Below are 22,026 nucleotides of genomic sequence, written 5' to 3'. Positions count from 1 at the left end.
CAAAGGAACTCACCAGCTATGCCGAGGTTTGACGGAAGAGTCGTGTTCATCACCGGTGGCGCTCGGGGGCAGGGCCGCGAGCACGCCGTGCATTTCGCCCGGGCAGGTGCGGACGTCGTGCTCGTCGACGTACCGGAGCAGGTCGAGTCGGTGCCCTACCCGCTCGGCACGTCCGGTGATTTGCGCGAAACCGTTGCCCTGGTGGAGAAACAGGGCAGGCGTGCGCTCGCAATCGAAGCAGACGTGCGCCGGTCGAACCAGATGAGGGCCGCGGTCGAGCAGGCGGTCGACGAGTTCGGCGCGGTGGACATCGCGGTGGCGAATGCCGGTATCGTGACCTACCGTCATCTGTCCGATATGGACGATCAGATGTGGCAGGACACCATCGATGTCAACCTGACCGGGGTGGCCAATACGGTGCGCGCGGTCCTGGGCCACATGCTCGAACGGCGATACGGGCGGATCGTGGTCACCTCATCGCAGGCCGGCCAGCGCGGGGTCCCGAACCTGGCACATTACTCGGCGTCGAAGTGGGGTCTGATCGGGCTGGTGAAGAGCATCGCGCTGGAGGTCGCGCCCGCCGGGGGAATTACCTGCAACGCCGTGCTGCCCGGAGCCGTCGACACGCCGATGATGCACCACGACGAGGTGTACGCCGTTTTCGCACCTGATGTCCCCGCTCCCACGCTGGCCGACCTCGAGGAACGGCTGGGGCGGCTCAATCCGATGCCGATCACGTGGATTGAACCGAGCGACATCTCCCATGCCGTGCTGCACCTCGCGAGCGAGGAAGCCCGGTACGTCTCGGGAACGACGATCGACGTCGCGGCGGCGTTCAATGCGAACAACTCATGACCGCACCGAGGGTGCTGTGGGAGCCCACGCCTGATTCCATCGCCGGGACGCGGCTGCACCGGTTCGCCACCTGGGTCTCGACCCGCCGTGCGATCACCTTCGGTGCCCCCACCGATTATGACGCCGTGTGGCGCTGGTCGGTCGACCACCTCGACCAGTTCTGGGCAGACCTGGCTGTCTGGACCGGCCTGGTGACGGAGCCACCCGGTCCCGCTTTGGCGAACCCGGACATGCCGGGTGCGCTGTGGTTCCCGGACGTTCGGCTCAACTTCGCCGAACTGGCGCTTAAGAACGGCGGCGACCGGCATCCCGCATTGGTCATGGTCGACGAGAATCTCGAAACCTTCGAGGTGCCATGGGCATCGTTGCGTGCTCAGGTGGGAGCCTTCGCCGACACGTTGCGACGCCTCGGGGTACGACGAGGTGACCGGGTCGCCGGTTACCTGCCGAACGGACCCGAGGCGGTGGTCGCCTTTCTCGGCGCTGCCGCGATCGGTGCCGTGTGGACAGTGTGCGCATCCGACTTCGGTCCCAGTGCTGTTCTCGCTCGGCTCGCTCAGGTCGAGCCGGTCGTTCTGGTGGCCGCCGACGGGTATCGGTTCAACGGGAAGGAGTACGACCGGCGCGAGCAGATCGCCGAGATTCGGGCCGCGCTGCCGACCCTGCGTGCCACGATCATCGTGCCGGTGCTGCACCCTGCCGACGACCGCGACGGGACCACGCCCTGGCGTGCCGCGGTCGCGGACGAACAGGAGCCACGGTTCGAGCCGCTGCCCTTCGACCATCCATTGTGGATCGTCTACTCCTCAGGGACGACAGGGCTGCCCAAGGGCATCGTGCACGGCCACGGCGGGATTGCCCTCGAACAGTGGAAGCAGGCCGCACTGCACAACGACATCGGCCCTGGTGACCGCTTCTACTGGTACGCGTCGACGGCGTGGATCATGTGGAACATCGCCACCTCGGCGCTGCTGTCCGGGGCAACCGTCATCGTCCACAACGGCAGCCCGTCCTATCCGTCACTGGACATGCAGTTCGCGGTTGCCGAAAGGACCGGGATCACCTATCTCGGGACCAGTGCCGGCTATCTGACCGCCTGCGAAAAAGCCGAACTTCGTCCACGAGACCGGTTCGACCTGTCCGCGCTGCGGACGATCGGCTCGACGGGATCCCCGCTACCCGCGTCGACCTTCGCGTGGGTCTATGGCTCGGTCAAGTCGGATGTGTTTCTGAGTTCCTCCTCTGGGGGCACCGACATCGCCAGCGGTTTTATCGGTGGCAGCACGTTGCTTCCGGTGGTGGCCGGTGAGCTGCAGCGGCCGATGCTCGGTGTCTCCGTCGAGTCCTGGAACGACAGCGGTCAGCCGGTCGTCGGTGAGCTGGGGGAGCTCGTCGTGACCAAGCCCATGCCCTCCATGCCCTTGAGATTGTGGGGAGATGACGACGGCGAGCGCTACCGGGAAACGTACTTCGAGCCCTGGCCGGGTGTGTGGCGGCACGGGGACTGGCTCGAGATCACCGACCGGGGGACCTGCCGGATCATGGGCCGTTCCGATTCGACGCTCAACCGGGGTGGTGTCCGGATGGGCACCGCCGAGATCTACGCGGCCGTCGACACGATGCCGGAAATTTCGGACTCACTCGTGCTCGGCGTGGAACAACCGGATGGTACCTACTACATGCCACTGTTCGTGCACCTCGTGGCCGGCGCCGAGCTCAGCGACGCCCTCGTCGCCGCCATCCGCGAGGCCATCAGGGCCAAGGCGAGCCCCCGCCACGTGCCCGACGAGGTGATCGCGGTGCCCGGTATCCCGCGCACCCGGACCGGTAAACGCATCGAAGTGCCCCTCAAGCGGCTTTTCCAGGGCGTCGCCGCGGAAAAAGCCCTGAACGCCGCATCGCTCGACAATCCAGCCACGTTGGCCACCTTCGTCGAGCTTGCCGAAAACCGGTCGACATGCTGGAGGAAACCGCGGTGACAGATTCCCGACTCGCCGGCAAGATCTGCATTGTCACCGGGGCAGGCAGCGGTATCGGCGCGGCGACGGCGACCGTGTTCGCGCAGCACGGCGCGCGGGGGGTTGTCTGCGCCGATCTTTCCGCGGAGGCCGCGCAAGCGACGGCCGACGCGATCATCGCGGGCGGGGGCAATGCCTCGCCGTTCGCCATGGACGTGTCCGACGAAAAGGCCGCCGAGGTACTCGTCGAGCACACGAGAGCGGTGTACGGGCGAGTGGATGTGCTGCACAACAACGCGGCGATGGCCATTCCGGGATCGGTGCACGAAACAAGCCTCGAAGACTGGAACCGTGTGCTGGCGGTGAACATCACCGGCGCCTTCCTGGTTTCCCGTGCCGCGCTGCGGGTCATGCTCGACCAGCGTTCCGGGTCCATCGTCAACACGTGTTCCAACCACGCCACGGTGGCCTCACCGCGGCTCGCGTCCTATCACGCGTCGAAAGGCGCGATCCGGGCGCTGACGCGACAGATGGCGCTCGACTACGCCCCGGACATCCGGGTCAACTGCGTCTCGCCGGGGCTGGTCGACACCCCGGGCGCACGCGGGGTCAGGGGTGGCACTGACGCGGTGTGGGCCCGCAAGCAGGAGTCGAACCGCTATTTCAAACGCGCGGCCCAACCACAGGAAATCGCATACGGGGTGCTGTATCTGGCCTCGGACGAGGCCAGTTTCCTGACCGGACACGACCTGGTCATGAGTGGCGGCCAGGGGGAGGTGGCGTTCTGATGGCGGTGGAGATCTCGCTGACCGGACGAGTTGCTGTGGTCGCGGGCGCAGGCCGCGGGATCGGCGCGGCGGTAGCCAGGCGGCTTGCCGACGCCGGCGCGGCGGTCGCCGTCGTCGACTCCCGTCTTGACCGCGCGGAGGCCACCGCCGAGGCGATTCGCGCTTCGGGCGGTACGGGCGTCCCGATCCTGGCAGACCTGCTCGACGCGCGCAGCGGCACTCAGATCGTGGCGGACACCGTCCGGCACCTCGGCCGCATCGACATCCTCGCCACCGTCGCCGGAGGCTCGTGGGCCTACGTGCCGTACCGGCGGATGCACGAGGTGGCCGACGACGAGTGGGAGCTCATCCACCAGCTCAACCTCACCTACGTCTTCCGGCTGGCCCGGGAAACGATCCGCACCTTCCTGTCGCAAGGACACGGCGGGACGATCGTCCACATCGGATCAATCGCCGGCGTTCTCAGCTCACCGAGCGCCGCGGCCTACGGCGCGGCGAAGGCGGGAATCGCCTCTCTCACCCGCAGCGTCGCGCACGAATACGGTGCCGACGGGATCCGCGTCAACTGTGTGGCACCGGGGCGGATCGAGACGCCGGCGACGACCCCGGCCACCGGAGAACGCGTGGTCGACTTCACGAACAGCATCCCCATGCGGCGCACCGGAAATGCTGGAGAGGTCGCGGATGCCGTGTTGTTCCTGGCCTCCGATCTCGCCCGGTACATCACGGGCCAGACCCTTCTCGTAGACGGAGGAGTCACGGCAACCCCAGGGCTGCTCCCCGCGAGCGACAGGGTGTCCCGATGACAGTGCTCGATCTGTTTCGCATCGACGGCAAGGTGGTAATGATTACCGGCGCGTCCAGTGGCCTCGGCGTCGCATTCGCCCAGGCGATGGCCGAGGCTGGGGCGAACGTCGTCCTCGGCGCGCGCCGGACCGACCGACTCCACGACACCGCGCGGCTTGTGGAGCAGGCCGGCCACGAGGCCTGGCGGTCGCGACGGACGTCAGCGACCCTGAGTCGTGCAATTCGCTTGTCAGAACTGCGATGGAGCGTTTCGGCCAGATCGACGTCCTGGTCAACAACGCCGGGGTAGGCACGGCGGTGCCGGCCACCCGTGAGTATCCGGACGAGTTCCGGCAGGTCATCGACGTCAACCTGAACGGGTGCTACTGGATGGCCCAGTCCTGTGGACGGGTGATGCGGCCAGGTTCGAGCATCGTCAACATCTCTTCGGTCCTGGGCCTTACGACGGCGGGTCTCCCTCAAGCCGCTTACGCCGCATCCAAAGCCGGACTGATCGGCCTGACCCGCGACCTGGCCCAGCAGTGGACGGGCCGCAAGGGCATCCGCGTCAACGCGATCGCCCCGGCTTCTTCACGTCGGAGATGACCGACCAGTACCCGCCGGGCTATATCGAGTCAATTCTGCCGTCCCGTGTCCCCTCGGAGCGCAAGGGCGATCCACGTGAACTCGCGGCGACAGTCGTGTTTCTTGCATCAGACGCGGCTGGTTACATCACTGGCCAGACGGTGCCCGTCGATGGCGGCATGACGATCACCTGACCGACGGGCTCACCGCACCGGCCGGGGGCCGTTGCCCGCGGCCGGTGCGTGGTCGACCACCGGCCGACTGCAACGCCACGCCGAGCTACCGGCGCTCTCGCTGCCTCCGTAGCTCGACACGGGCGAGCGCGTCCTTGTGCACTTCGTCCGGTCCATCGGCGAACCGCAGGGTCCGGATCAGAGCGTAGGCATAGGCCAGCGGAAAGTCCTGGGACAGCCCTCCGGCGCCATGAGCCTGAATGGCCTTGTCGAGGATCCACTGCACCGTCGCCGGCGTCGCGATCTTGATCGCCTGTATGTCACTGTGTGCGGCCCTGTTGCCGTTGACGTCCATGTTCCAGGCCGCCTTCAGGGTCAGCAGCCGGAGTTGGTCGATCTTCACGCGCGACTCAGCGATCCAATCGCGGATCACACCCTGTTCAGAGAGGGCCTTGCCGAAGGCAACGCGCGCGTCCGTGCGGGCGCAGAGCAGTTGTAGCGCTCGTTCGGCGAGCCCGATCGAGCGCATGCAGTGGTGGATGCGTCCCGGTCCGAGGCGAGCCTGGGCGATCGCGAAACCGTCACCCTCCGCGCTGATGATGTTTGCGGCCGGCACGCGGACCTCGTCGAAGACCAGCTCTGCGTGACCACCGTGTTCGTGGTCGTCGTAGCCCAGCAGGTGCATAGCGCGTTCGACGCGCACACCGGGTGTGTCGGGTGGCACGAGGACCATCGATTGCTGTCGGTGGCGCTCGGCGTCCGGATCGGTCTTGCCCATGACGATGAAAATCTTGGCGTTGGGATTCATCGCGCCAGTGATCCACCACTTGCGCCCGTTGATCACATAGTCGTCGCCGTCGCGCTGGATGCTGGTCGAGATGTTGGTGGCGTCGGAAGAAGCGACATCAGGTTCGGTCATCGCGAAGGACGACCGGACCTCACCCGCCAGCAATGGCCGCAACCAGTCTGCCTTCTGTTCGGGTGAACCGAACAGCGACAGTACCTCCATGTTTCCCGTGTCGGGCGCGGCGCAATTCAGAACCGCCGGGGCCAGATGCGGGCTGCGCCCGGCGATCTCCGCCAACGGCGCGTACTGCAGGTTGGTGAGCCCGGCGCCGTTCTCGCCGGGCAGGAACAGGTTCCACAGTCCTCGCCTACGGGCCTCGCCGCGCAGGCGGTGCAACGTTGGTGAAGCGTCCCAGGCCCAGCGGTTGTCGAGGCCGGTGAGTTCTTTCTCGAAAACCGCCTCCGCCGGGTATATGTGACTGTCCATGAATTCCAAGAGCTGGTCGCGCAGCTCAACGGTTCGGGAATCGTAGGTAAACTCCATCAGAGTTCCTCCTTCAGTGCGGCCAGCCCGGCTTCCAGGAGCGGCTCGGTGAGCAGGCCGTATTGGTCAAAGCCCTCGCCGACGGTCTGGTGGTTCACATAGCGGTAGTGAATGCCCTCGACGATCCCGGCGAACTTGTAGTGCGCCAGGCCGAGATAGAAGCCGAAGTCGTCGAGCCTGCGACCGCTGACCTCGGCGTAGCGCTGCCGCACCTCGGCTTCGGAGAGGAACCCGGGAGCATCGGCCGCGTCGGTGACCACGGTGCCGGCAGGCAGCCGAGGCAGGCGTTGGTAGAGGTTGAGCAGCGCGAGGTCCGTGAGCGGGTCGCCCAGCGTGGCCATTTCCCAGTCGAGCACTGCGGTCAGCTGGTCGTCGTTGTCGATCAGCACGTTGTCCAGCCGGTAGTCGCCGTGCACGATCCCAGCGCCCGACTGTTCTGGGACGCGGGCGGCCAGTTGTCGTGCCAACATGACCGCGGCGGGCGGGCGGGGCCTCCCCCTGAGTGGTGGACACGCTGATACTGGATCTGCTTGATCCGGAGGAAGCGAGAAGACCGCCGATGGCGATGAAGGACTATTCGGACGAGTTCAAGGCCGATGCCGTGGCCCTGTACGAGTCCACGCCCGGGGCGATCTACAAGAGCATCGCCGCCGACCTGGGTATCAACCGGGCGACGCTGCGTGAGTGGGTGCTGCGGGACCGCGAACGCCGTGGCGTCACCGCCGCGGCTGCGAAGCCGGCCGCCCGGCCCCGGGAGGCCGTTGCGTCCGCTGATCCGCACGAGCGGGTCCGGCAGCTGGAGGCGAGGGTGGCCGAGCTGGAGGCGAGTGAGCGCAAGCTCGCCACCGAGCGGGACATCCTCCGCAAGGCGGCCAGGTATTTCGCCGGAGAGACGAACTGGTGATCAGCCGCTTCCAGTTCGTTGACGACCACCGGGACACCTACGAGGTGAAGCGGCTCTGCCAGGTCCTGGACGTGAACCGGTCCAGCTACTACAAGTGGCTCGCCGGCGCCGAGGCCCGGGCCGCCCGGCAGCACCAGGACCAGGTCCTGGCCGAGGAGATCCGCGCGGTCCACGGCGAGTCCGGCGGCGCCTACGGCTCCCCGCGAGTGACCGCCGAGCTCCGCGAGAAAGGGCGGCGGGTCAACGAGAAGCGGATCGCCCGGATCATGCGGACGTTCTCCATCACCGGCATCCGCCTGCGCAGGCGCGTCCGCACCACCGTCCCGGACCCGGCAGCCTCACCCGTCCCGGATCTGTTCCAGCGGGACTTCACCGCCACCGAGCCTGGACGGAAATACATGGGCGACATCACCTATCTCCCCCTGGGAAACGGGGAGTTCCTCTATCTCGCGACCGTGCTGGACTGCTTCAGCCGCAAGGTCGTCGGCTGGTCCATCGCCGACCACATGCGCACCAGCCTGGTCGCCGACGCACTGCAAATAGCGGCCTCGACCCGTGGCGGCCTGGACGGCGCCGTGTTCCACTCCGACCACGGAGCGCAATACGGATCCCGGGCCTTCGCCGGCCTCTGCGACCAACTCGGGGTGACCCGGTCGATGGGCTCGGTCGGCACCAGCGCCGACAACGCGGCCTGTGAAAGCTTCCACGCCTCCCTGAAACGCGAGACCCTCCAGGGCGCCCACGACTACGGCGACTCCGACACCTGCCGCAGAACCGTCTTCGCCTGGCTCACCCGCTACAACACCCGCCGCCGGCACTCCGCCAACGGCCACCTCAGCCCCAACGCATACGAACACCACACCGCTAAACTCACCCTCGCCGCGTGACCATTGACCGCGTGTCCACCTTCACGGGGGAAGGCCCCCCGCCGTTTCAAGACCGTGCATGCAGTTCTCCCTCATGCGGCTTTCCGCCATCGTTCACCGGCTGGCAATGCTTGGTTGCCCTGCGCACATTCCTGGTCCGGCACCAGCCCCCGAGCCGATCAGGATGGCGTGTGTGCGCACATCCGAATGGGCCGACGGGAGCAAGCAGGCCGCCTGCACACTTGGCGGATGATGAAGCTGCCCCGCGTGGTGGAGTGCCCGAGTTGCACCCGGGCGATCACGGCCGGACCGGCGGCTGGCCGGTTGACCAAGGGACGTCTCTGGCGACACGACGCTCCAGGCGCCCGCCGAGGCCCCGACGGCATCCTCGTGTCCTGCGCCGGATCGCCGGCCGTCGTGGACCTGCCCACCCCAGTTGTGCAGCTTGAGATTGATCGACGCGCCTGAGACGGCACCCGTCGAGGCAATGGCGCTGTTCTGATCACAGCCGCACCCGCCCGCATAGCTTGTGATCTAAGAATGCGGTCTGACCTGCGGTAACTCTGTCGGAAGTGGTTGCGGGGGATGCCTTATCATCCCCTGCTGAACCGGCCGATGATCTCCCGTCAGGGGACGCCCATGATCAGCCCCGCAGTCCTCGCCGTCCTGGCCTTCGCCAGGTACCGCAGCACTCAGCTCGTCGTCCACCCCCGAGAACCCGCTGGGGTAAGGCGTTCTCGTCCAGCGCCGTACCGTCACGGTAGATTCAGCGGGTGAACGCTTTGGTCAGGCTCCTGCCGTGGCTGTTTCAAGCCGGGCAGGCCCAGGCCCTTGGCGGCCCCCGGGCGTGCCGAGAGCGCACCAGCCACACGTGAGGCTGGACATCCATTCCGCCGACGCCGGTAGCCGCCCCGCGTTACTGAACGTCGAGCCCAGCACATTCATCCGTACCTGCCTGGGACTCCGGCGAGTACGCGGACAAGGGGAGCCCGCGGAGCAACACACCTCGCGGGGAGGTCAGCTGTCGTCCGGGTCATCCCCGGCGTGGAGCCGGATAGCGAGGTCGTCAGCCCAGGCCAGGGCCCAAGCCCGCAGGTCCGCCACCTGGCCCGGGCTCAGGCCGTAGTCGGTGAAGTCCTCGTCATCCCACCACTCGGCGCCGTTGAGCCGGTCGCGCAGGTCATGGAGGCTGAACTCGAAGCGTGCGTGGCGGCGGCCGAGGGTTTCGAGGTCGGCGGTGGAGCGATGCCGGGTCGCGGCGTGGACATCGATGAGGTCGCGGACCGCGCCGCGATCCGCGAGCGCGCGGACCTTGGTGCCGATCACGTCGTCCAGCGAGAGGACTGGACCGTACTCGGTGGCCGTCGGCGGCGCCCAGAACACCTCCTTGAGGACGTCGACCTCGCACTCCTCGCCCGTGGAAAGGTCGGTGGCGATGAGCCGGCCCGACAGCGGACTGGACTCGATGTGCCGGACGCCCCAGCCACGCCCGGCCAGGCCATCGCCGACCGTGCGGATGATCTCGTCGATAGGGGCCGGGCTCTCGGTGGCCACGTCCAGGTCCTGCGAGAGCCGGTCGACCAGGCCGTGGGCCTGTACGGCGTACCCGCCGGTGATCACGAGCGGGTAGGGGGCGCCGATAGCGAGGACGTCGGCCAGGAGCCGGTGGTGCAGGGCTGTCAGGTTCACGCCGCGGCGCTTGCTGCAGCGGTGGCGAGTTCGGGGAAGGCGGCTTCCCACACGTCCCTGATGGGGCGGCTGACTAGCGTGCGCAGCACAGGCCACTGCTCGATGAGCAGATCCCGGTTCAGGAAGTCGATCAGGTCTTGGCGCTGGCCTTCGGCCAGGACGGTGCGGTACAGGCCCATCCGGGAGCGCGGCTGTTCCAGCCCGTAGGAACGGCGGCCCGACCAGACCACGTGCAGCGGCAGGTCGACCGTGCCATGGGCGGGACCGGTCAGGTCCTCCAGATGCGTGGGCAGTCGTTGTGCGTACTGCGCGCACAACAGCTCGAACGCGTTGGGTACCGGAAACGGCTGCACGGTCATGCCCCCAGTATCGCCCGCCGGGCCGGTCGGTTGCTACGCAACGGTGAGTGGCCTTCCGGGCGGAGGCTGCCAGGGTGGTGGCCATGGCGGATGAGATGGTGACCTACGACAAGTGGTTGCGTGACCTGGATGAGGAGATCGAATTCATCGCTGATGTCGTCGGCGTGCCGGGGGAGCGGTCGATCGCCCGGCGTCTGGACACGATCGAACGTGTCCTGTTCGCTGTCGCCCGTGCGCAGGGCGTCGACCCGGATGCCGTCTGAGTCAGGCTGATCTTCGCTCTGCCGCTGGTTGTGGAGGCGGTGCTGGGCAGCGCAGAGCGTGCGCCGACGGGTACGGGTGGGCCCTTCGCCGCCACTCACCCGAGCGTGGCGACGAACGGCCGTCCGAACTGTCCGTTGTCATCCATGTCCCCGGATCCGGCCCCTCGACCCATCGACATTGCTACTCACCTGCAACCGCAGATCTCCGAGCCTTATTTTCAGCCCCATGACAGCCAACGAAGGGCCGCGATCAACCTCGAATGATCGGGAGCTATGACTGTGGAGGGTCGGCCGGGCCCTGACCGTCACCTTCGTCACTGCGGTCCTGGTGCTGGCCCTTCTTCGTGCCGGTGGTGATGACGAGCCGTTTGGCGATGTCGTGACGGACGACATGCGCACGCGGCTACTGGCAGCTCCAACTCGCAACTGGGAGACATCACTGGATGCTCGACTGGCGATGAGTTCGCGGTCGTCCGTCGGTGTGCCGCCCGGAGTCGGGCAGCCTTCGCCTACGTGTAGTGACTGTCAGCGATTGGCTGACTGACCTGTACCGCTACTCGCGCGTTCAGGGGCATTCACCCCCCACTTGACGCCCTTGCCGATAGCGCCTGATATGTTCGCCTTGTACTGCCCTGGACCCGGGTTGAAGTGGAAACAGCGCGTATAGTTGTTTCCAATACCGGGCCAGTGCAAGAAATACACGTGGTCGCACCCGTTGCAGGGATTTCCGTTATTGAAGACGGAATTAATTCCCTCGACATATCCGCCCCAATCCCCCGACACTTTCTTCAAGAGCTTGCCGCTCTGGTTCGCCCCCGAGTACATGCAGAAGTATCCCTTGGGGCAGTCGGGAGGGTTCCCTTCCGCGGCCGCCGGCGGTGCCATGCTGACGGTGAACGCCAATGCGGCAGTCGCGGCGAGCATGCCAAACGTGCGCTTACGCATAAGAGGTAGTCCCCCCATAGGTGACGGTCCGGACTAGCATCCGGGCCGACGCGCCGTGGGGGAACCTCTGACATCAGAGTATGAAAACCCTTGACATGCAGAACGCTCCACCGGCTACGCCACAGTGCCCTGACACGCGTGCGTCTGTCCCGCCGCTGGACTCCGGATAAGCTCACATATCCGGGAACCAGATGCCGTCGCTGAGGGACAACTGTCGAGCGGCCAAGGCGATTTCGGTGTTTGGTCATGGCGGAGTCCCGGCGCGGTAGTCGGGTTCTCCAGGGTCTTTCGGGTCGTGGCGGGCAGGGTTGGCCGGTCAGCCGACGGGACGGGGCAGGGCGGTGAGGCGATGGAAGGCTGTGGTGAGTTCGTGTCTCCAGGGCCAGGTCGCCGATATCCGCAAGCGCAGACGCCGGCCGCCGTGTGTGAGGCGGGCGGCGACGTGCAACAGCCGGTAGCGGAGCTTCTTCGGCTCGGCAGCCGCGAGTTCGCCGTCCAGCAGCAGGACACGCATCCATGCCGGCAGATCGATCGCCGCGAGGCTGAGTTCGAGCCAGACGGCGTTGATGGTGAAGTCGCTGGAGGGAAAGCGGCCGAAGCCGGTGGTCTTGCCGCACCGGATGTGGTCCTCGACGCATGCATGCCCGCGGTGACGGGCCTCCAGGAACTGTGCGGAGCCGCCACCGCAGGACGGGGTGTCGGTAAGGAACACCTGGTGCCGCAGGCCCTCGTCCTGGTCGAACAGGGACAACTGGGCTCCGGGGTGCGGGCGTTCGCGGCGCACGATGATGCGGACGCCGGCCGGGTAGCCGTCCAGATCGACCATGCCGGTCAGTTCGGCGACCTCGGCGCCATCACGCAGTGTCCCGTCCTGGTCCAGGGAAGGATGCCAGAGGCGGCCGGGCATCGCCCGGACAGCGCGGCGCACCGGCTCGGTGACGGGATGTCCGACCGAGAAGAAGCTGCGGATTCCTCGTTTGTGCAGGTCTCGGACGTGGGCGAGGAAGGCTTTCGCGGATCCGGCGCTGTCGGTGCGGATGAAAATGTCGGTGCCGTGCCGGTGGGCGTCGGGGATCTGTGCGAGTGCCTGGTCGAGGACCGTGACGTGGTCGGCGGCGGTGTTGGCACCGGCGTTCCCGGGCCGTAGCCGGAGAGTGCCTCGCCGGTGTTGGCGAGGAAGCACAGCAGCGGATGGAAGCTGAAGCCGCCCTTATAGGTGGGTGCGGCCTGCTGTTTCTCGGAGTGGCAGGTGATCAGGGTGGCGTCGAGGTCCAGGGCCAGCCCGGGCAGCATGCGGCCCGCGGCCTGGGTCGGGGGAATGCCCAGCGACCGATGAACCCCTCAGCCTCAGGCGGGTTCTGAACGAGCGCGAGGATAAGTCGGCGCCTACAACGAGTCCTTCGGCGGTTCGCCCAGGACCGGTCGGACATCGACAAGATCGAAGCCGTTGTCATGGCGTACGAGGTGTTGGACCCGGCCCCGGCCGGAGTCACGGACGAACCCGACCCACCCTTGCGTCGTCGCGTATCGAAGCAGCCACTCGACGACGTCCATCGTCACCCCGAAGTCGTCTTCGTGGATGTACGTCCGGACGGTCAGGGCCCACGGTTCGCTGCCGTCCAGGTTCGGTCTGTCCACGGCACGGACCAGTAGGGACACATCGGCTCCGGCGAACGCGTGGCTCGCCGAGCCACCCTTGAATGCCTGCCAGGGACCGCCCCATGACTCCCAGTCGGTCGACTTCAACTCTCTCGGCATGTCCGCCTGCCCCAAGAGCCACCTCAGTTCCAGAAGCACCGGCTCGGGCAGGTCCGGCGTCAGGTCGACCGCCAGGAAAAGGTTGTAGTAGTCACTCACGTCAGGGACCTTAGGCCCAGCCGCTGACAGCGCCCCGCGGGCTTGGTGCGATGCGAACGGAGTTGGCGGCAGCTTGCTCCGCCACCGCGGATGCGTTCTCGTGCCGCCACGTGGAAGCGAAGGCGACGCGCTGGACGGTGCGCGCCTGGTCGCAGCCGCTTCCTGCTCTGATGAAAGTGGTGGAAACACTCCAAGACCCGCTCGTGATCCTTGTCCCTGCCGGGGCCACAGTCCGCGTTCACCCTGTCGCAGACTTTCAGGACGTGATGGCCCCGTCGGCGGGCCGCGTCTTCGGCCCAGCCAACCCGAGGACTGCAATTGTGAGCGAGCGCGTTCTCATTCCCCGCAACCGGGGCTTCCTCTTCCTCGACGCCCACCCGGCGGGCTGCGAGCGGCTGGTGGCCGACATGTGGCAGGCATGCCCCGACCCGGCCGACGAGCGGGAGGGTCCCGGACCGGTGGCTCTGATCATCGGCTCCTCGGCCGGATACGGTCTGGCGGCCACCCTCGCCGGACTCAAGCGCGCCGGTATCCGTGGCGTCATGGTCTCCTTGGAGAAGGCCCCCACGGAACGGCGTACCGGCACAGCCGGCTGGTACCGCACCGCGGCCACCGCCGATATCGCCCGTAGTGCCGGGCGGGATCTGGTCTTCCTCAACGGCGACGCGTTCTCCGACACGATGAAGATTCAGGTCGCCGACCTTATCGAGCAGCGTTTCGGCGGCAGGCTGGACTACTTGATCTACTCGGTGGCCGCGCCCCGGCGCACCGACCCCGACACGGGCACCACGTACGCCTCCGTCCTCAAGCCGCTCGGCCAGGAGAACCGCACCAAGACCCTTGTCTTCGACGGCCAGGGCGTTCCCGAGGTCCGCGAGGTCGAGACCGGGCCGGCCGAGGGCGATGACGTCGAGCAGACCGTGGCCGCCATGGGCGGTGCGGACTGGGAACGGTGGATCGACCACCTGGCCGGTCGGGGCCTGCTCGGCGACGGCTTCGCCACCGCCGCGCTGTCCTACATCGGCTCACCGCTGACAGCGGCGATCTACCGGGAGGGCACCATCGGCGCGGCCAAGGCCCACCTGGAGGCCACTGCCCGCACCCTGAACGAGCGGCTCGACAAGACGGTGGGCGGGCGGGCCGTGACCTCCGTCAACGGCGCCGCCGTCACCCAGTCCTCCACCGCCATTCCCGGCATCGCCCTGTACACCGGCCTGCTGCGCGGCGTCCTCGGAGAGAACCTGGTCCCACCGGTACATCAGCTCGCCACCCTGTGGGACCAACTCACCGGTGCCGCCCCGCTCACCCTGGACGACGAGGGCCGGGTCCGCCTGGGCACCTGGGAACTCACCGACGATGTCCAGGCGGCCGTCGCCGAACGCTGGGATGCCGCCACGACCGACACCATCACCGGCCCCGCGGACCTCGACTGGTTCCGCGCCGAGGTCCAACGGCTCTACGGATTCTCGGTACCGGGCGTCGACTACACCGCAGCAGTGCCCACCGACATTCCCTGGCCCGCCCTCGATCGCGACGCGTCCCGCTGCTGAGCGACTCTCACTCTTCGTCGATGGCTCCGGCTCGGGTTTGTGGCGGGGCCGCACCGAGTATCCGGTTGGGGCTCATGATCCCGGCTGGCTACGCTTCGAGCCATGAGCGGACCTGTGTTGGCGATCGAGTTGGCGGAGCCTGTCCCCCTCGCATCGATCCAGCGAGTGCGCGAGTTTCTGGTTCGCTCCTCGGCGCGATTTGAGGAGAAGCGGGTCGGCGAGTACGACGTGAGCATTCACGCGGAGAGTCTCGGCGTCACGGAAATCGGGGACGTCGACGGGCGTCGGCCCTTCATGGTCTCGCTCATGGGACCCGGAATCGGCGACGAGGCCGTCTTCGGGGCTGAACACGCCGACGAGGGCGACCAGGAACCCCTTATCGGCTTCACATCAGCCTACGCTGTTGACGTCATCGCGTTCTGCGACAGCCACGTCGACCACGTCGTCACAGCTTTGCTGACCGCCGCCGTCATGGACCTGATCGGCGGCGTCGCCAACGCCGAACTGCGAGAGGACCAGGTGCCCGTCGTGGCCGGTCTTCCCGGCATCATCGCCACGACGGCCGATTCATGGCCCGCCGCGTACGGCTCGGCGGAATTCCTCAGAGCATGGGCGCGACAGCCGCACTTCCGGCTCCTGAATTAGGGGGAGTGGCCGAAGCCAGGGGCTGTCCCGCAATGATCGTGTGGAACGGCGTCGCAGGCGGCTGGTCGTGGGTCAGCGCAGACCGGTCGCCCATGCCGTGAGCGTGGCGAAGTCGCTGCTGGTGAGACCAGAGCGGGGATCGACCCAATGCAGTAGAGCGGGGCCGCTGTGATGCTCGTTCACCCAGGCGCGATCCGTCTCGGTGATCTCGTCGTCGATCCAGGCGAACGCCCGGCCTTTCGCCCACGCGACGACCTCCGGCGTCTTCCAGAACACACCGTCCGCAGGCTCGTCCCGCGGCGAGGGCCAGGCGATGAAGGGCAACTCGGCCAGCCCCAGGACCGGTGCGACGAAAGCGTTGGCTTCTTCCTCCCACGTGGTCGCCCACACCAGCTCGAAGGGGAGCGCGTCCAATGCTTGGCCGTGAGCCGGGTTGAGCCACACCCGCAGGGGTTTCACCGGCTTGTTCGGCAGCCCCGACTCAGCCAGCCGGCGCCGTTCGTCAGCTTCCCAGCGGGGCGTCAGAAGCCGGTGCGTCTGATATCCCTCGGGCCGTCGATGCGGCTTCGCGGCATACGGATTCAACGGCCCGTCCACATCCACCAACAGCACTGGGCGCACCAGCCCACCCCCTCCGCGTTCCGCATCGCACGGTACCGGCCGACGGCGAGACCCGCCCAGCGAAATCACGCCAGGTAACGATCTACGCGAGAGTGGTGCTCTTGTCGCGGCAGGGGCACGATCATCAGCCTGGCCGTGGCTCAGGCCGATCCGCTGCTATGACCGCGGTGTGCTGTCCGAGCGCCACGTGGTGAGACGAGGGTGCCCCGGCAGTTCGGCGCGGCCTGTGGCCCACAACAGGGTGAGCCAGGGATCCGCTCCGCCCGGAGCCTGTGGAAACAGACGGGCGAGCACCCGCGAGCAGAGAGCGGAGGGCGGGGTCCAGGCAAGCCCGAAGCCTTCCGCCAGATCGTGCGTGTGTACCAGCGTCTCTACCACCCCCATCGCCGCGAAGCCTTCGGGGTCCGACACCCCGGCGCCGTGGTGGGCGCGGACCCGGGGCGGCGTGGTACGCACCATGGCGACCAGCAGCGCGCCGCACGCCTCCAGCACCTGCACCAGGCCGGCCGGACCCGCATCACGGTCCGCGAAGAGGGAGACCGTGGGTCCGTCCGGCCTCGTCCGGCTCAACGCGAAAGGCACATGGGTGTCCAACGGCGGGCGCTGCGGCCCCAGCTGCACGGCGTAGTAGAACAGGTCGTTGGCGACGTGCTCGGCGGTCTCCCAGCAGTCCCACTCCAGCGAACCGGCCTTGCCGCCCCACCCCTGCGCGGGTGCGTCCCGAAGGATGCCCACGGCGAGCCGCACGGCAAGGTCGACGTCGTCCGCGGTGACGGGAGACAACACTGATCCGGTTTCGACTGATCGAGACATTGCAGCACCGTTTCGCGGGGGAGGAGGGCAGCCCCTTCCAGCTTCCAAGGATCTGGTGCTGTGACCCCGGGGGCCAGGTCAGGCCGCAGGCCGAAGGGGTCTGCCTCCCCAACTGGACAGTTACCCCGTTCGCTAAGGTGGGGACATGCCGCCGGATTCGCGACGAGGCATCGTCACCGCCGAGGTGGAACCGGATCACCGCGTGGGTCGCGGCCTCACCCGCCGTGCGTGACCTCGCATCCGAGGACGCCTTCGCGCCGACACGCCTGGACCGCCATCGAGCGGCCCTGACCTCAGCGGTCCGCACCCTCATCAGCCCCTGACCGTCACCCCACCGGGAAAGGCGTCCAGCCATGACCACCCGTACCGCGCTACTGGCCGGAGCCACCGGCCTCGTCGGCGGCCACCTACTCGCCCAGTTGCTCGCCGACCCCCGCTACACCCGAGTCACCGTCCTCGCACGACGGCCGCTCGCCCAAGCGCATGACGAGCTCGACGTCCGTCTCGTGGATTTCGCCGCTCTCGACGAGGACAGCGTGCCCACGGCCGACGACGTGTACTGCACCCTGGGCACCACCATCAAGAAGGCCGGGTCACAGGAAGCCTTCCGCGCCGTCGACCAGCACTACACCGTCGCCGTCGCCCGCCACGCCCTCCGCGCCGGCGCCCACCGCATCGCCCTGTGCTCCTCGATCGGCGCCAAGTCCGACGCACGCCAGTTCTACCTCCGCGTCAAAGGCGACACCGAACGCGAGGTCACCGCCCTCGGATACGAGAGCACGCAGATCTTCCGGCCCTCACTCCTGCTGGGCAACCGCGACGAACGCCGCCCCGGCGAACGTGCCATGACCGCCCTGGCACCCCTCCTGGCCCCCGTCCTGGCCGGGCCCCTGCGCCCCTACCGACCGGTCACGGCCGACCGCCTCGCCACTGCCATGATCACCTCGCTGACCACGGCCACACCCGGCGCACACATCCACACCTACGATGCCATCACCAAGCTGGCCAACCATCAACAACCCTGACGGGCCTCGTCGACACGGAAGTCCGACAAGGACGCTCGGTCGAGGTCTTCAGGCGTCCGGCACCGGCCCTGTCAGCCCGGTTCAGGAGGCTGCGGCTGCCTTCTGGGTCCGGGCGACGATGAGTTGGGCCAAGGAATGGGCGGTGTCGTGTGAGGTCTCGGGACTTTGTTGACAACTTGGCCTCAGGACATCGGTGACGGTCTCAGGTGATGGTGGATACCGGGTCAGAGTTTCGGAGTGTGGATCTTTGCTCTGAACCGGGTGTCCGGGTGCTGGTTCTTGCGCGGGTGAAGTGAGAGGTCGGCGCCGTTCAGGGTGATGCGGAAGTAGGTGTCCTCGACGTGGACGGTGACGATCTCTCCGGCGTGGGTGCGGCCGACGCGAAGCCGTTGGCGGGCGATCATGATGACGCCATCGGCGGGGACTTTGCGCTCGGCATGTACTGCCCCGTCTGCGGGTGCGGGTAGTTCGCTGGTGACGGCTCTGGCGCCGCGAGGCCCGGTTCGTTGTTCGGCGTCGATCGGTGCGGGCATGGTCTTGGCGAGTACGCCGTCGTGAACGATGTGCGTCAGGTGTCCGTCCAGACGCAGCGTGACGCGCTGGCTGGCGAGTTCGTATCCGGCTGTCACCTTGATATTGCCGAGGCTGGTAACACCGCTCAGGTCGGCCTTCCGGTCCACCTCGGTCACCGTGCCGGGGTCCAGGCGGCCCAGCCGGCCCGCGGCCGGGGCCGCCGGTGGAGGCCCTGCCCGGACGGCCCTGCGCATTGAGAGCTCGTGCGGGTTGCCGGCGTCGGGACACGACGCGACGCTCCTGACCAGCTCGCGTCGATGACGATGTGGACCGTGTGCTCGTCGGCCCACACCCGTGCGCGGCGCCCCGCGTAGTTGCTGCCGAGCCTGACCCGCTGAACGCCGGGGCAGTACGCCGACCAGGCCGCCGGCTGCGACGACGGTCTCGAACTCCGTCGCCGGCGCCGGGACCGGAATCAGCATGGCGACCGGCGCCGCGGGCTCGGCCGCGATGGACGGTTCCCCGGCGGGGGCCGGAATGGCGACCACTGTCGGTTCCGGCGGCGGGTTCGGCCGGAACCGGTCGGCGGGGGTGGCCATGTCGATCTCGCCGTCCAGCGGTCACACTCCGATGAAGCGCACCGTTTCCGCCATGTCCGCCCGCCTGGTACGCAGCCGTGGCACGCCTTCCTTCTCAAATCCGACTGAGATGCCGCAGAACAGCACGAGCTCGTCATCGGCTCCGACTGTTCGGCTGACGGTCTTGCGGTACATGGTCCACATCACCTGGGGGCAGCTGTGCAACCGTTCCGCTCTCAGCAACAGCATGACCGTCTGCAAGTACATCCCCGCGTCACCCCACTGCCCGGGCCCCATCGTCCGGTCGAGGTAGCAGAACAAGACGACAGGCGCCCCGAACGCCTCCGAGTTCAAGGTGGCTATCTTCTGGGGCCGGTCGGGGTCGTCGCGCTCAATCCCCAGCGCTTCGTATCGTTGAGCTGCCGCAGAGGCGAAGCGGTCCAGATACGGCGAGGTCAGTTCGTCCGGGTACATCGGATACTCCCGCTCATCACCCGCGTCTCCCGCCAGTGCCCTGGCGGTCGCGCGCCTCTTGAGTTCGGCCAGGGGTTCGCCGGTCACGACATACACATGCCACGGCTGGAGGTTCCCACTGGACGGAGCCCGCTTCGCTGCGGTCAGCACTCGTTCGAGTACCTCCTTGGGCACCGGCTCATCGCTGAACGCCCGCACGGCCCGGCGACTGTCCACGGCCTCATACACATCCACGTCTTCGCGTCCTCTCATTCAACCGGGCCCCTCCACCGTATTCAGCGGTCAGCATCGAGCATCGCCGGATGGCTGGACGACGTCCCGACCATCAGTCCAGTCGTTGCCAGGACTGTGGGAGACAGAGAGGAACGGCTGTGAGACTCACAGGAGTAGCCGAGATGGGGATCTGCAGGACGGTGCCGTGCAGGGCGCGGCGGTCGCCGGACACGGCGTAGCGGCGAGCGGCGAGGCCGTGCTTGAGGGGCTCGCCGATCTGGTCGCACAGCAGCGCGAGGACGTCGGTGGCGTCGGTGTCGGAGAGGTAGGCCGGGGCGACTTCGAGCATCAGCTCGCCGATCGCGTGGCTGCTGGCGGCGAGGTCGTCGACGACGGTGCGCGGCGCGGCGCGGCGACGGCCGGGTCCGTCGGCAGATCGGCGGGCGGTGGCGGCGTGCGGACGTCGCGGACGGCCTGGCGGACCACGGCGCGCACCGTGGCGGTGTCGAGGGCCTGGAGACCGCTGTGGGCGAGCGTGGCGAGTCGGTGGGTGATCAGGCTCCGCGACGATGTCCGCACGGCTGGAGACGGCGGTCAGGGCGCGCCGGGACAGGCCGTAGTCCAGCGCGGCCGCAGCGGCCGGGCCGGTGTCTCGCGTGCGAGACGTCTGGGTGCCGGCGGCGACCGCGCCGTGGATCGCGGCCAGGGCGCGGGCGACGTCCAGGAGCCGGTACGCCCGTGCGCGGCTGATGCCGAACTCCGCCTGGCAGTACGACTCCCAGCTCGGGTGTCCGAGCGGCCCCCGGACGCGGGCGGCGTGCACGTCGCGGACCCGGGCGGCGAGCACCGCCACGGAGCGCCGGAGTGAGGCAGCACCGGCGCGAGCCCCGCCGCATACCCTCACAGCCTCATAGCTCACCTCGTCTACCTGGGGAAACGGGCTGTGAGCCGTATAGACCCCACAGTGTGACGCCGTGGGCGCGAGGGTCTGTCACGCTGATCCGCGACGGCGGGCGCGGGCACCGCCGCACGACGGAGGGGGCCAGGTGGCGGGGATCGAGCGGGAGCCGGCGGAAGTGCGGATACCCAGGACGGCGCTGGACGCCTTCGCCGTGGCGCTGAGCGTGCGCACGGTGGCGATGCGGACCTGGCCCGACGGCATCGAGTGGATGTACCCGGTGGGCACGTGGGAGGAGGCGCACCTGGAGGTGGCACTCATGCCCGGCGGCGAGGAGGTGTGGCTGCGGATGTCCACCGACCGCTCCAGCGTCGCCGTGTGGACCATCGAGCAGTGGTGGGCCTTCTCCGGGGAGCTGCCCGGCGCGACGCCGCCGCAAGCCTGAGACGCGAAGCCCACGGCGGTTCGGCCAGGCGCACGAACGGCGGCGGTCAGCGTGGCTCCCGCAGGCCGGGGTCGTTGAGCATCCGGCAGAGGCCGCGACGTCGTCAGGCCACCGGCCGCTCTGTAGGCCCTGTGGTGGGGCGCTGACCGCCGTAGCAACGCGAATGAGGACCGATGCCGAAGAAGCCCGCCCACGACCCGACGTACGGCTATGACCACGACACGCGGACCGTGCGCGTCGAACACCATGATCTGGCGCGGCTGCTGTTGATGTTCCGCTCGCTGATGCGCGACCAGAAACCGGGCGCGTGGGATCACATGAGGGACTACGACCTGTCCTTCGAACGCCTCGCGGACGCGGTCGACGCCGGCTCGCAGATCCTGTACAGCAAGCGCTGGACGGGTCCTGATCTGCGGATGCGCTGCACCACGACCGAGCCGGTCTACGACTGGCCAGACGGCGCCCCCTACGACGGGGAGGCGCCGTTCATCTGGAACGTGCCGGGCTACGGTTCGCACACCACCAGGGACGCACTGTTCCGGGGCGTCACGCACAGGGCGCTGTGCGGGTTCAGCTGGGTGAAGGGCGACAGGCCGCGCCGGGTGGAGGGCCTGCCGGACTGTCCCGAGTGCCGGCGTGAGGTCCAGCTCGGTGCCGAACGGCCCCGCGGCAGCTGGTGAGCAGCAGCCACGCGTTGCCGCCCGGGTGACTCCTGGAGGGCACGGGCACGGAGCGTAGGCGGCGTCCAGGACGTCCCAGGCCATCTGCTCCGCGTGTTCGGGCAGGGCGGTGGGGGGGGCGCGGGGGGGGGCGGAGCGGGGCGGGGGCGGGGCGGCGCTCACCCCCCCCGGCCGCAACCCCGCGCCCGGGGCGGGCGAGTGGCGGACGCCGCC

At 68.1% G+C, this 22,026-nt stretch carries 22 protein-coding genes and 3 pseudogenes; 13 read left to right on the top strand and 12 right to left on the bottom strand.

Annotated features, from left to right (window positions below; translation table 11 throughout):
* The first annotated feature begins 42 nt into the window (after nucleotides 1-42).
* The 6 genes and pseudogenes from ACFVT5_RS38115 to ACFVT5_RS38090 all read left to right on the top strand — a co-directional run bounded on the left by ACFVT5_RS38115 (nucleotide 43) and on the right by ACFVT5_RS38090 (nucleotide 5,166).
* Nucleotides 43-855, top strand: coding sequence for a mycofactocin-coupled SDR family oxidoreductase (locus ACFVT5_RS38115; RefSeq protein WP_389897916.1), 813 nt, complete (start codon nucleotides 43-45; stop codon nucleotides 853-855).
* Entirely contained in the window at nucleotides 852-2,834 is a 1,983-nt protein-coding gene (locus tag ACFVT5_RS38110; RefSeq protein WP_389897913.1) for an acetoacetate--CoA ligase, read from the top strand. The genes ACFVT5_RS38115 and ACFVT5_RS38110 overlap by 4 nt, the downstream gene beginning before the upstream one ends.
* Nucleotides 2,813-3,601 (top strand): SDR family NAD(P)-dependent oxidoreductase, encoded by a 789-nt coding sequence (locus tag ACFVT5_RS38105; RefSeq protein WP_389897910.1) that lies wholly within the window; start codon nucleotides 2,813-2,815, stop codon nucleotides 3,599-3,601. Before ACFVT5_RS38110 ends, ACFVT5_RS38105 begins: the two co-directional genes overlap by 22 nt.
* Complete coding sequence (locus tag ACFVT5_RS38100) at nucleotides 3,601-4,407, top strand: SDR family NAD(P)-dependent oxidoreductase (protein WP_389897907.1); 807 nt, start codon at nucleotides 3,601-3,603, stop codon at nucleotides 4,405-4,407. Before ACFVT5_RS38105 ends, ACFVT5_RS38100 begins: the two co-directional genes overlap by 1 nt.
* Nucleotides 4,404-4,697 carry an SDR family NAD(P)-dependent oxidoreductase gene (locus tag ACFVT5_RS38095; protein WP_389897905.1) on the top strand — a complete coding sequence of 98 codons (294 nt, stop codon included), beginning with the start codon at nucleotides 4,404-4,406 and terminating at the stop codon, nucleotides 4,695-4,697. Before ACFVT5_RS38100 ends, ACFVT5_RS38095 begins: the two co-directional genes overlap by 4 nt.
* Nucleotides 4,589-5,166, top strand: a pseudogene (locus tag ACFVT5_RS38090) (SDR family NAD(P)-dependent oxidoreductase). The gene ACFVT5_RS38095 and the pseudogene ACFVT5_RS38090 overlap by 109 nt, the downstream one beginning before the upstream one ends.
* An 85-nt stretch (nucleotides 5,167-5,251) precedes the next feature.
* Here the strand turns inward: ACFVT5_RS38090 and ACFVT5_RS38085 are convergent.
* Together ACFVT5_RS38085 and ACFVT5_RS38080 are read right to left on the bottom strand one after the other, a co-directional pair.
* A complete protein-coding gene (locus ACFVT5_RS38085) occupies nucleotides 5,252-6,475 on the bottom strand; it encodes an acyl-CoA dehydrogenase family protein (RefSeq protein WP_389897902.1) in 1,224 nt (407 codons plus the stop codon).
* Nucleotides 6,475-6,948: pseudogene (locus ACFVT5_RS38080) on the bottom strand (phosphotransferase); the annotation flags it as partial. The pseudogene ACFVT5_RS38080 and the gene ACFVT5_RS38085, both read right to left, overlap by 1 nt.
* Nucleotides 6,949-7,034: 86 nt before the next feature.
* Here ACFVT5_RS38080 and ACFVT5_RS38075 point away from each other — a divergent pair.
* A protein-coding gene (locus ACFVT5_RS38075) for an IS3 family transposase (RefSeq protein ID WP_389897899.1) occupies nucleotides 7,035-8,266 on the top strand; the annotation gives its coding sequence in 2 pieces (ribosomal slippage) (nucleotides 7,035-7,365 and nucleotides 7,365-8,266; 1,233 coding nt in all).
* 996 nt (nucleotides 8,267-9,262) lie between these two features.
* On the opposite strand, the gene ACFVT5_RS38070 is transcribed toward ACFVT5_RS38075, so the two are convergent.
* Nucleotides 9,263-9,934 (bottom strand): nucleotidyl transferase AbiEii/AbiGii toxin family protein, encoded by a 672-nt coding sequence (locus tag ACFVT5_RS38070; protein ID WP_389897896.1) that lies wholly within the window; start codon nucleotides 9,932-9,934, stop codon nucleotides 9,263-9,265.
* Nucleotides 9,931-10,293 (bottom strand): hypothetical protein, encoded by a 363-nt coding sequence (locus tag ACFVT5_RS38065; protein WP_389897893.1) that lies wholly within the window; start codon nucleotides 10,291-10,293, stop codon nucleotides 9,931-9,933. The genes ACFVT5_RS38070 and ACFVT5_RS38065 overlap by 4 nt, the downstream gene beginning before the upstream one ends.
* Before the next feature lie 83 nt (nucleotides 10,294-10,376).
* Here ACFVT5_RS38065 and ACFVT5_RS38060 point away from each other — a divergent pair, with 83 nt between their 5' ends.
* Nucleotides 10,377-10,556, top strand: a complete 180-nt coding sequence (locus tag ACFVT5_RS38060) for a hypothetical protein (RefSeq protein ID WP_389897890.1) — start codon at nucleotides 10,377-10,379, stop codon at nucleotides 10,554-10,556.
* Nucleotides 10,557-11,081: 525 nt separating this feature from the next.
* Here ACFVT5_RS38060 and ACFVT5_RS38055 read toward each other — a convergent pair.
* The 3 genes and pseudogenes from ACFVT5_RS38055 to ACFVT5_RS38045 all read right to left on the bottom strand — a co-directional run bounded on the left by ACFVT5_RS38055 (nucleotide 11,082) and on the right by ACFVT5_RS38045 (nucleotide 13,358).
* On the bottom strand, nucleotides 11,082-11,501 hold the full coding sequence (locus tag ACFVT5_RS38055) for a peptidase inhibitor family I36 protein (protein ID WP_389897888.1): 420 nt from the start codon (nucleotides 11,499-11,501) through the stop codon (nucleotides 11,082-11,084).
* 316 nt (nucleotides 11,502-11,817) lie between these two features.
* Nucleotides 11,818-12,821: pseudogene (locus ACFVT5_RS38050) on the bottom strand (IS1380 family transposase); the annotation flags it as partial.
* 66 nt (nucleotides 12,822-12,887) lie between these two features.
* A complete protein-coding gene (locus ACFVT5_RS38045; RefSeq protein ID WP_389897886.1) occupies nucleotides 12,888-13,358 on the bottom strand; it encodes a hypothetical protein in 471 nt (156 codons plus the stop codon).
* A 320-nt stretch (nucleotides 13,359-13,678) separates the two neighbouring features.
* On the opposite strand from ACFVT5_RS38045, the gene fabV reads away from it, so the two are divergent.
* Together fabV and ACFVT5_RS38035 are read left to right on the top strand one after the other, a co-directional pair.
* Nucleotides 13,679-14,908 (top strand): enoyl-[acyl-carrier-protein] reductase FabV, encoded by a 1,230-nt coding sequence (gene fabV, locus ACFVT5_RS38040; protein ID WP_389897884.1) that lies wholly within the window; start codon nucleotides 13,679-13,681, stop codon nucleotides 14,906-14,908.
* 102 nt (nucleotides 14,909-15,010) lie between these two features.
* Nucleotides 15,011-15,553, top strand: a complete 543-nt coding sequence (locus ACFVT5_RS38035) for a DUF6368 family protein (protein ID WP_389897881.1) — start codon at nucleotides 15,011-15,013, stop codon at nucleotides 15,551-15,553.
* A gap of 72 nt (nucleotides 15,554-15,625) precedes the next feature.
* Here the strand turns inward: ACFVT5_RS38035 and ACFVT5_RS38030 are convergent, their stop codons facing one another.
* Nucleotides 15,626-16,177, bottom strand: a complete 552-nt coding sequence (locus tag ACFVT5_RS38030) for an HAD domain-containing protein (RefSeq protein ID WP_389898038.1) — start codon at nucleotides 16,175-16,177, stop codon at nucleotides 15,626-15,628.
* A 153-nt stretch (nucleotides 16,178-16,330) separates the two neighbouring features.
* Complete coding sequence (locus tag ACFVT5_RS38025) at nucleotides 16,331-16,987, bottom strand: hypothetical protein (protein ID WP_389897878.1); 657 nt, start codon at nucleotides 16,985-16,987, stop codon at nucleotides 16,331-16,333.
* Nucleotides 16,988-17,340: 353 nt separating this feature from the next.
* On the opposite strand from ACFVT5_RS38025, the gene ACFVT5_RS38020 reads away from it, so the two are divergent.
* Entirely contained in the window at nucleotides 17,341-18,012 is a 672-nt protein-coding gene (locus ACFVT5_RS38020; RefSeq protein ID WP_389897876.1) for an NAD(P)H-binding protein, read from the top strand.
* 224 nt (nucleotides 18,013-18,236) lie between these two features.
* Here the strand turns inward: ACFVT5_RS38020 and ACFVT5_RS38015 are convergent, their stop codons facing one another.
* The 3 genes from ACFVT5_RS38015 to ACFVT5_RS38005 form a co-directional block, all read right to left on the bottom strand.
* A complete protein-coding gene (locus ACFVT5_RS38015; protein ID WP_389897874.1) occupies nucleotides 18,237-18,701 on the bottom strand; it encodes a hypothetical protein in 465 nt (154 codons plus the stop codon).
* A gap of 444 nt (nucleotides 18,702-19,145) precedes the next feature.
* Nucleotides 19,146-19,811 carry a nitroreductase gene (locus tag ACFVT5_RS38010; RefSeq protein WP_389897872.1) on the bottom strand — a complete coding sequence of 222 codons (666 nt, stop codon included), beginning with the start codon at nucleotides 19,809-19,811 and terminating at the stop codon, nucleotides 19,146-19,148.
* Nucleotides 19,812-19,902: 91 nt separating this feature from the next.
* The gene (locus ACFVT5_RS38005; protein ID WP_389897871.1) at nucleotides 19,903-20,643 is read right to left on the bottom strand and encodes a hypothetical protein; all 741 of its coding nucleotides are present in this window, start codon (nucleotides 20,641-20,643) and stop codon (nucleotides 19,903-19,905) included.
* Between the two features lie 193 nt (nucleotides 20,644-20,836).
* Between ACFVT5_RS38005 and ACFVT5_RS38000 the strand changes: the two genes are divergently transcribed.
* Both ACFVT5_RS38000 and ACFVT5_RS37995 read left to right on the top strand, forming a co-directional pair.
* Nucleotides 20,837-21,133 carry a hypothetical protein gene (locus ACFVT5_RS38000; protein ID WP_389897868.1) on the top strand — a complete coding sequence of 99 codons (297 nt, stop codon included), beginning with the start codon at nucleotides 20,837-20,839 and terminating at the stop codon, nucleotides 21,131-21,133.
* 173 nt (nucleotides 21,134-21,306) lie between these two features.
* Nucleotides 21,307-21,813: a hypothetical protein gene (locus tag ACFVT5_RS37995; protein WP_389897865.1), complete on the top strand. Its 507-nt coding sequence runs from the start codon at nucleotides 21,307-21,309 to the stop codon at nucleotides 21,811-21,813.
* The last annotated feature ends 213 nt before the right edge of the window (nucleotides 21,814-22,026 follow it).

Origin of the sequence: Streptomyces sp. NPDC058001 (assembly GCF_042886315.1) — a bacterium.
Classification (GTDB): domain Bacteria; phylum Actinomycetota; class Actinomycetes; order Streptomycetales; family Streptomycetaceae; genus Streptomyces.
This window is presented reverse-complemented; position numbering and strand designations above follow the sequence as displayed.

What these genes read in the sequence shown, in the direction of transcription:
- ACFVT5_RS38095 (WP_389897905.1), top strand. Translation starts at nt 4,404, where the DNA reads ATGACAGTGCTCGATCTGTTTCGCATCGACGGCAAGGTGGTAATGATT.
- ACFVT5_RS38065 (WP_389897893.1), bottom strand. Translation starts at nt 10,293, where the DNA reads ATGACCGTGCAGCCGTTTCCGGTACCCAACGCGTTCGAGCTGTTGTGC.
- ACFVT5_RS38110 (WP_389897913.1), top strand. Translation starts at nt 852, where the DNA reads ATGACCGCACCGAGGGTGCTGTGGGAGCCCACGCCTGATTCCATCGCC.
- ACFVT5_RS38025 (WP_389897878.1), bottom strand. Translation starts at nt 16,987, where the DNA reads ATGTCTCGATCAGTCGAAACCGGATCAGTGTTGTCTCCCGTCACCGCG.
- ACFVT5_RS37995 (WP_389897865.1), top strand. Translation starts at nt 21,307, where the DNA reads ATGCCGAAGAAGCCCGCCCACGACCCGACGTACGGCTATGACCACGAC.
- ACFVT5_RS38105 (WP_389897910.1), top strand. Translation starts at nt 2,813, where the DNA reads ATGCTGGAGGAAACCGCGGTGACAGATTCCCGACTCGCCGGCAAGATC.
- ACFVT5_RS38035 (WP_389897881.1), top strand. Translation starts at nt 15,011, where the DNA reads ATGAGCGGACCTGTGTTGGCGATCGAGTTGGCGGAGCCTGTCCCCCTC.
- ACFVT5_RS38085 (WP_389897902.1), bottom strand. Translation starts at nt 6,475, where the DNA reads ATGGAGTTTACCTACGATTCCCGAACCGTTGAGCTGCGCGACCAGCTC.
- ACFVT5_RS38055 (WP_389897888.1), bottom strand. Translation starts at nt 11,501, where the DNA reads ATGCGTAAGCGCACGTTTGGCATGCTCGCCGCGACTGCCGCATTGGCG.
- ACFVT5_RS38020 (WP_389897876.1), top strand. Translation starts at nt 17,341, where the DNA reads ATGACCACCCGTACCGCGCTACTGGCCGGAGCCACCGGCCTCGTCGGC.
- ACFVT5_RS38060 (WP_389897890.1), top strand. Translation starts at nt 10,377, where the DNA reads ATGGCGGATGAGATGGTGACCTACGACAAGTGGTTGCGTGACCTGGAT.
- ACFVT5_RS38100 (WP_389897907.1), top strand. Translation starts at nt 3,601, where the DNA reads ATGGCGGTGGAGATCTCGCTGACCGGACGAGTTGCTGTGGTCGCGGGC.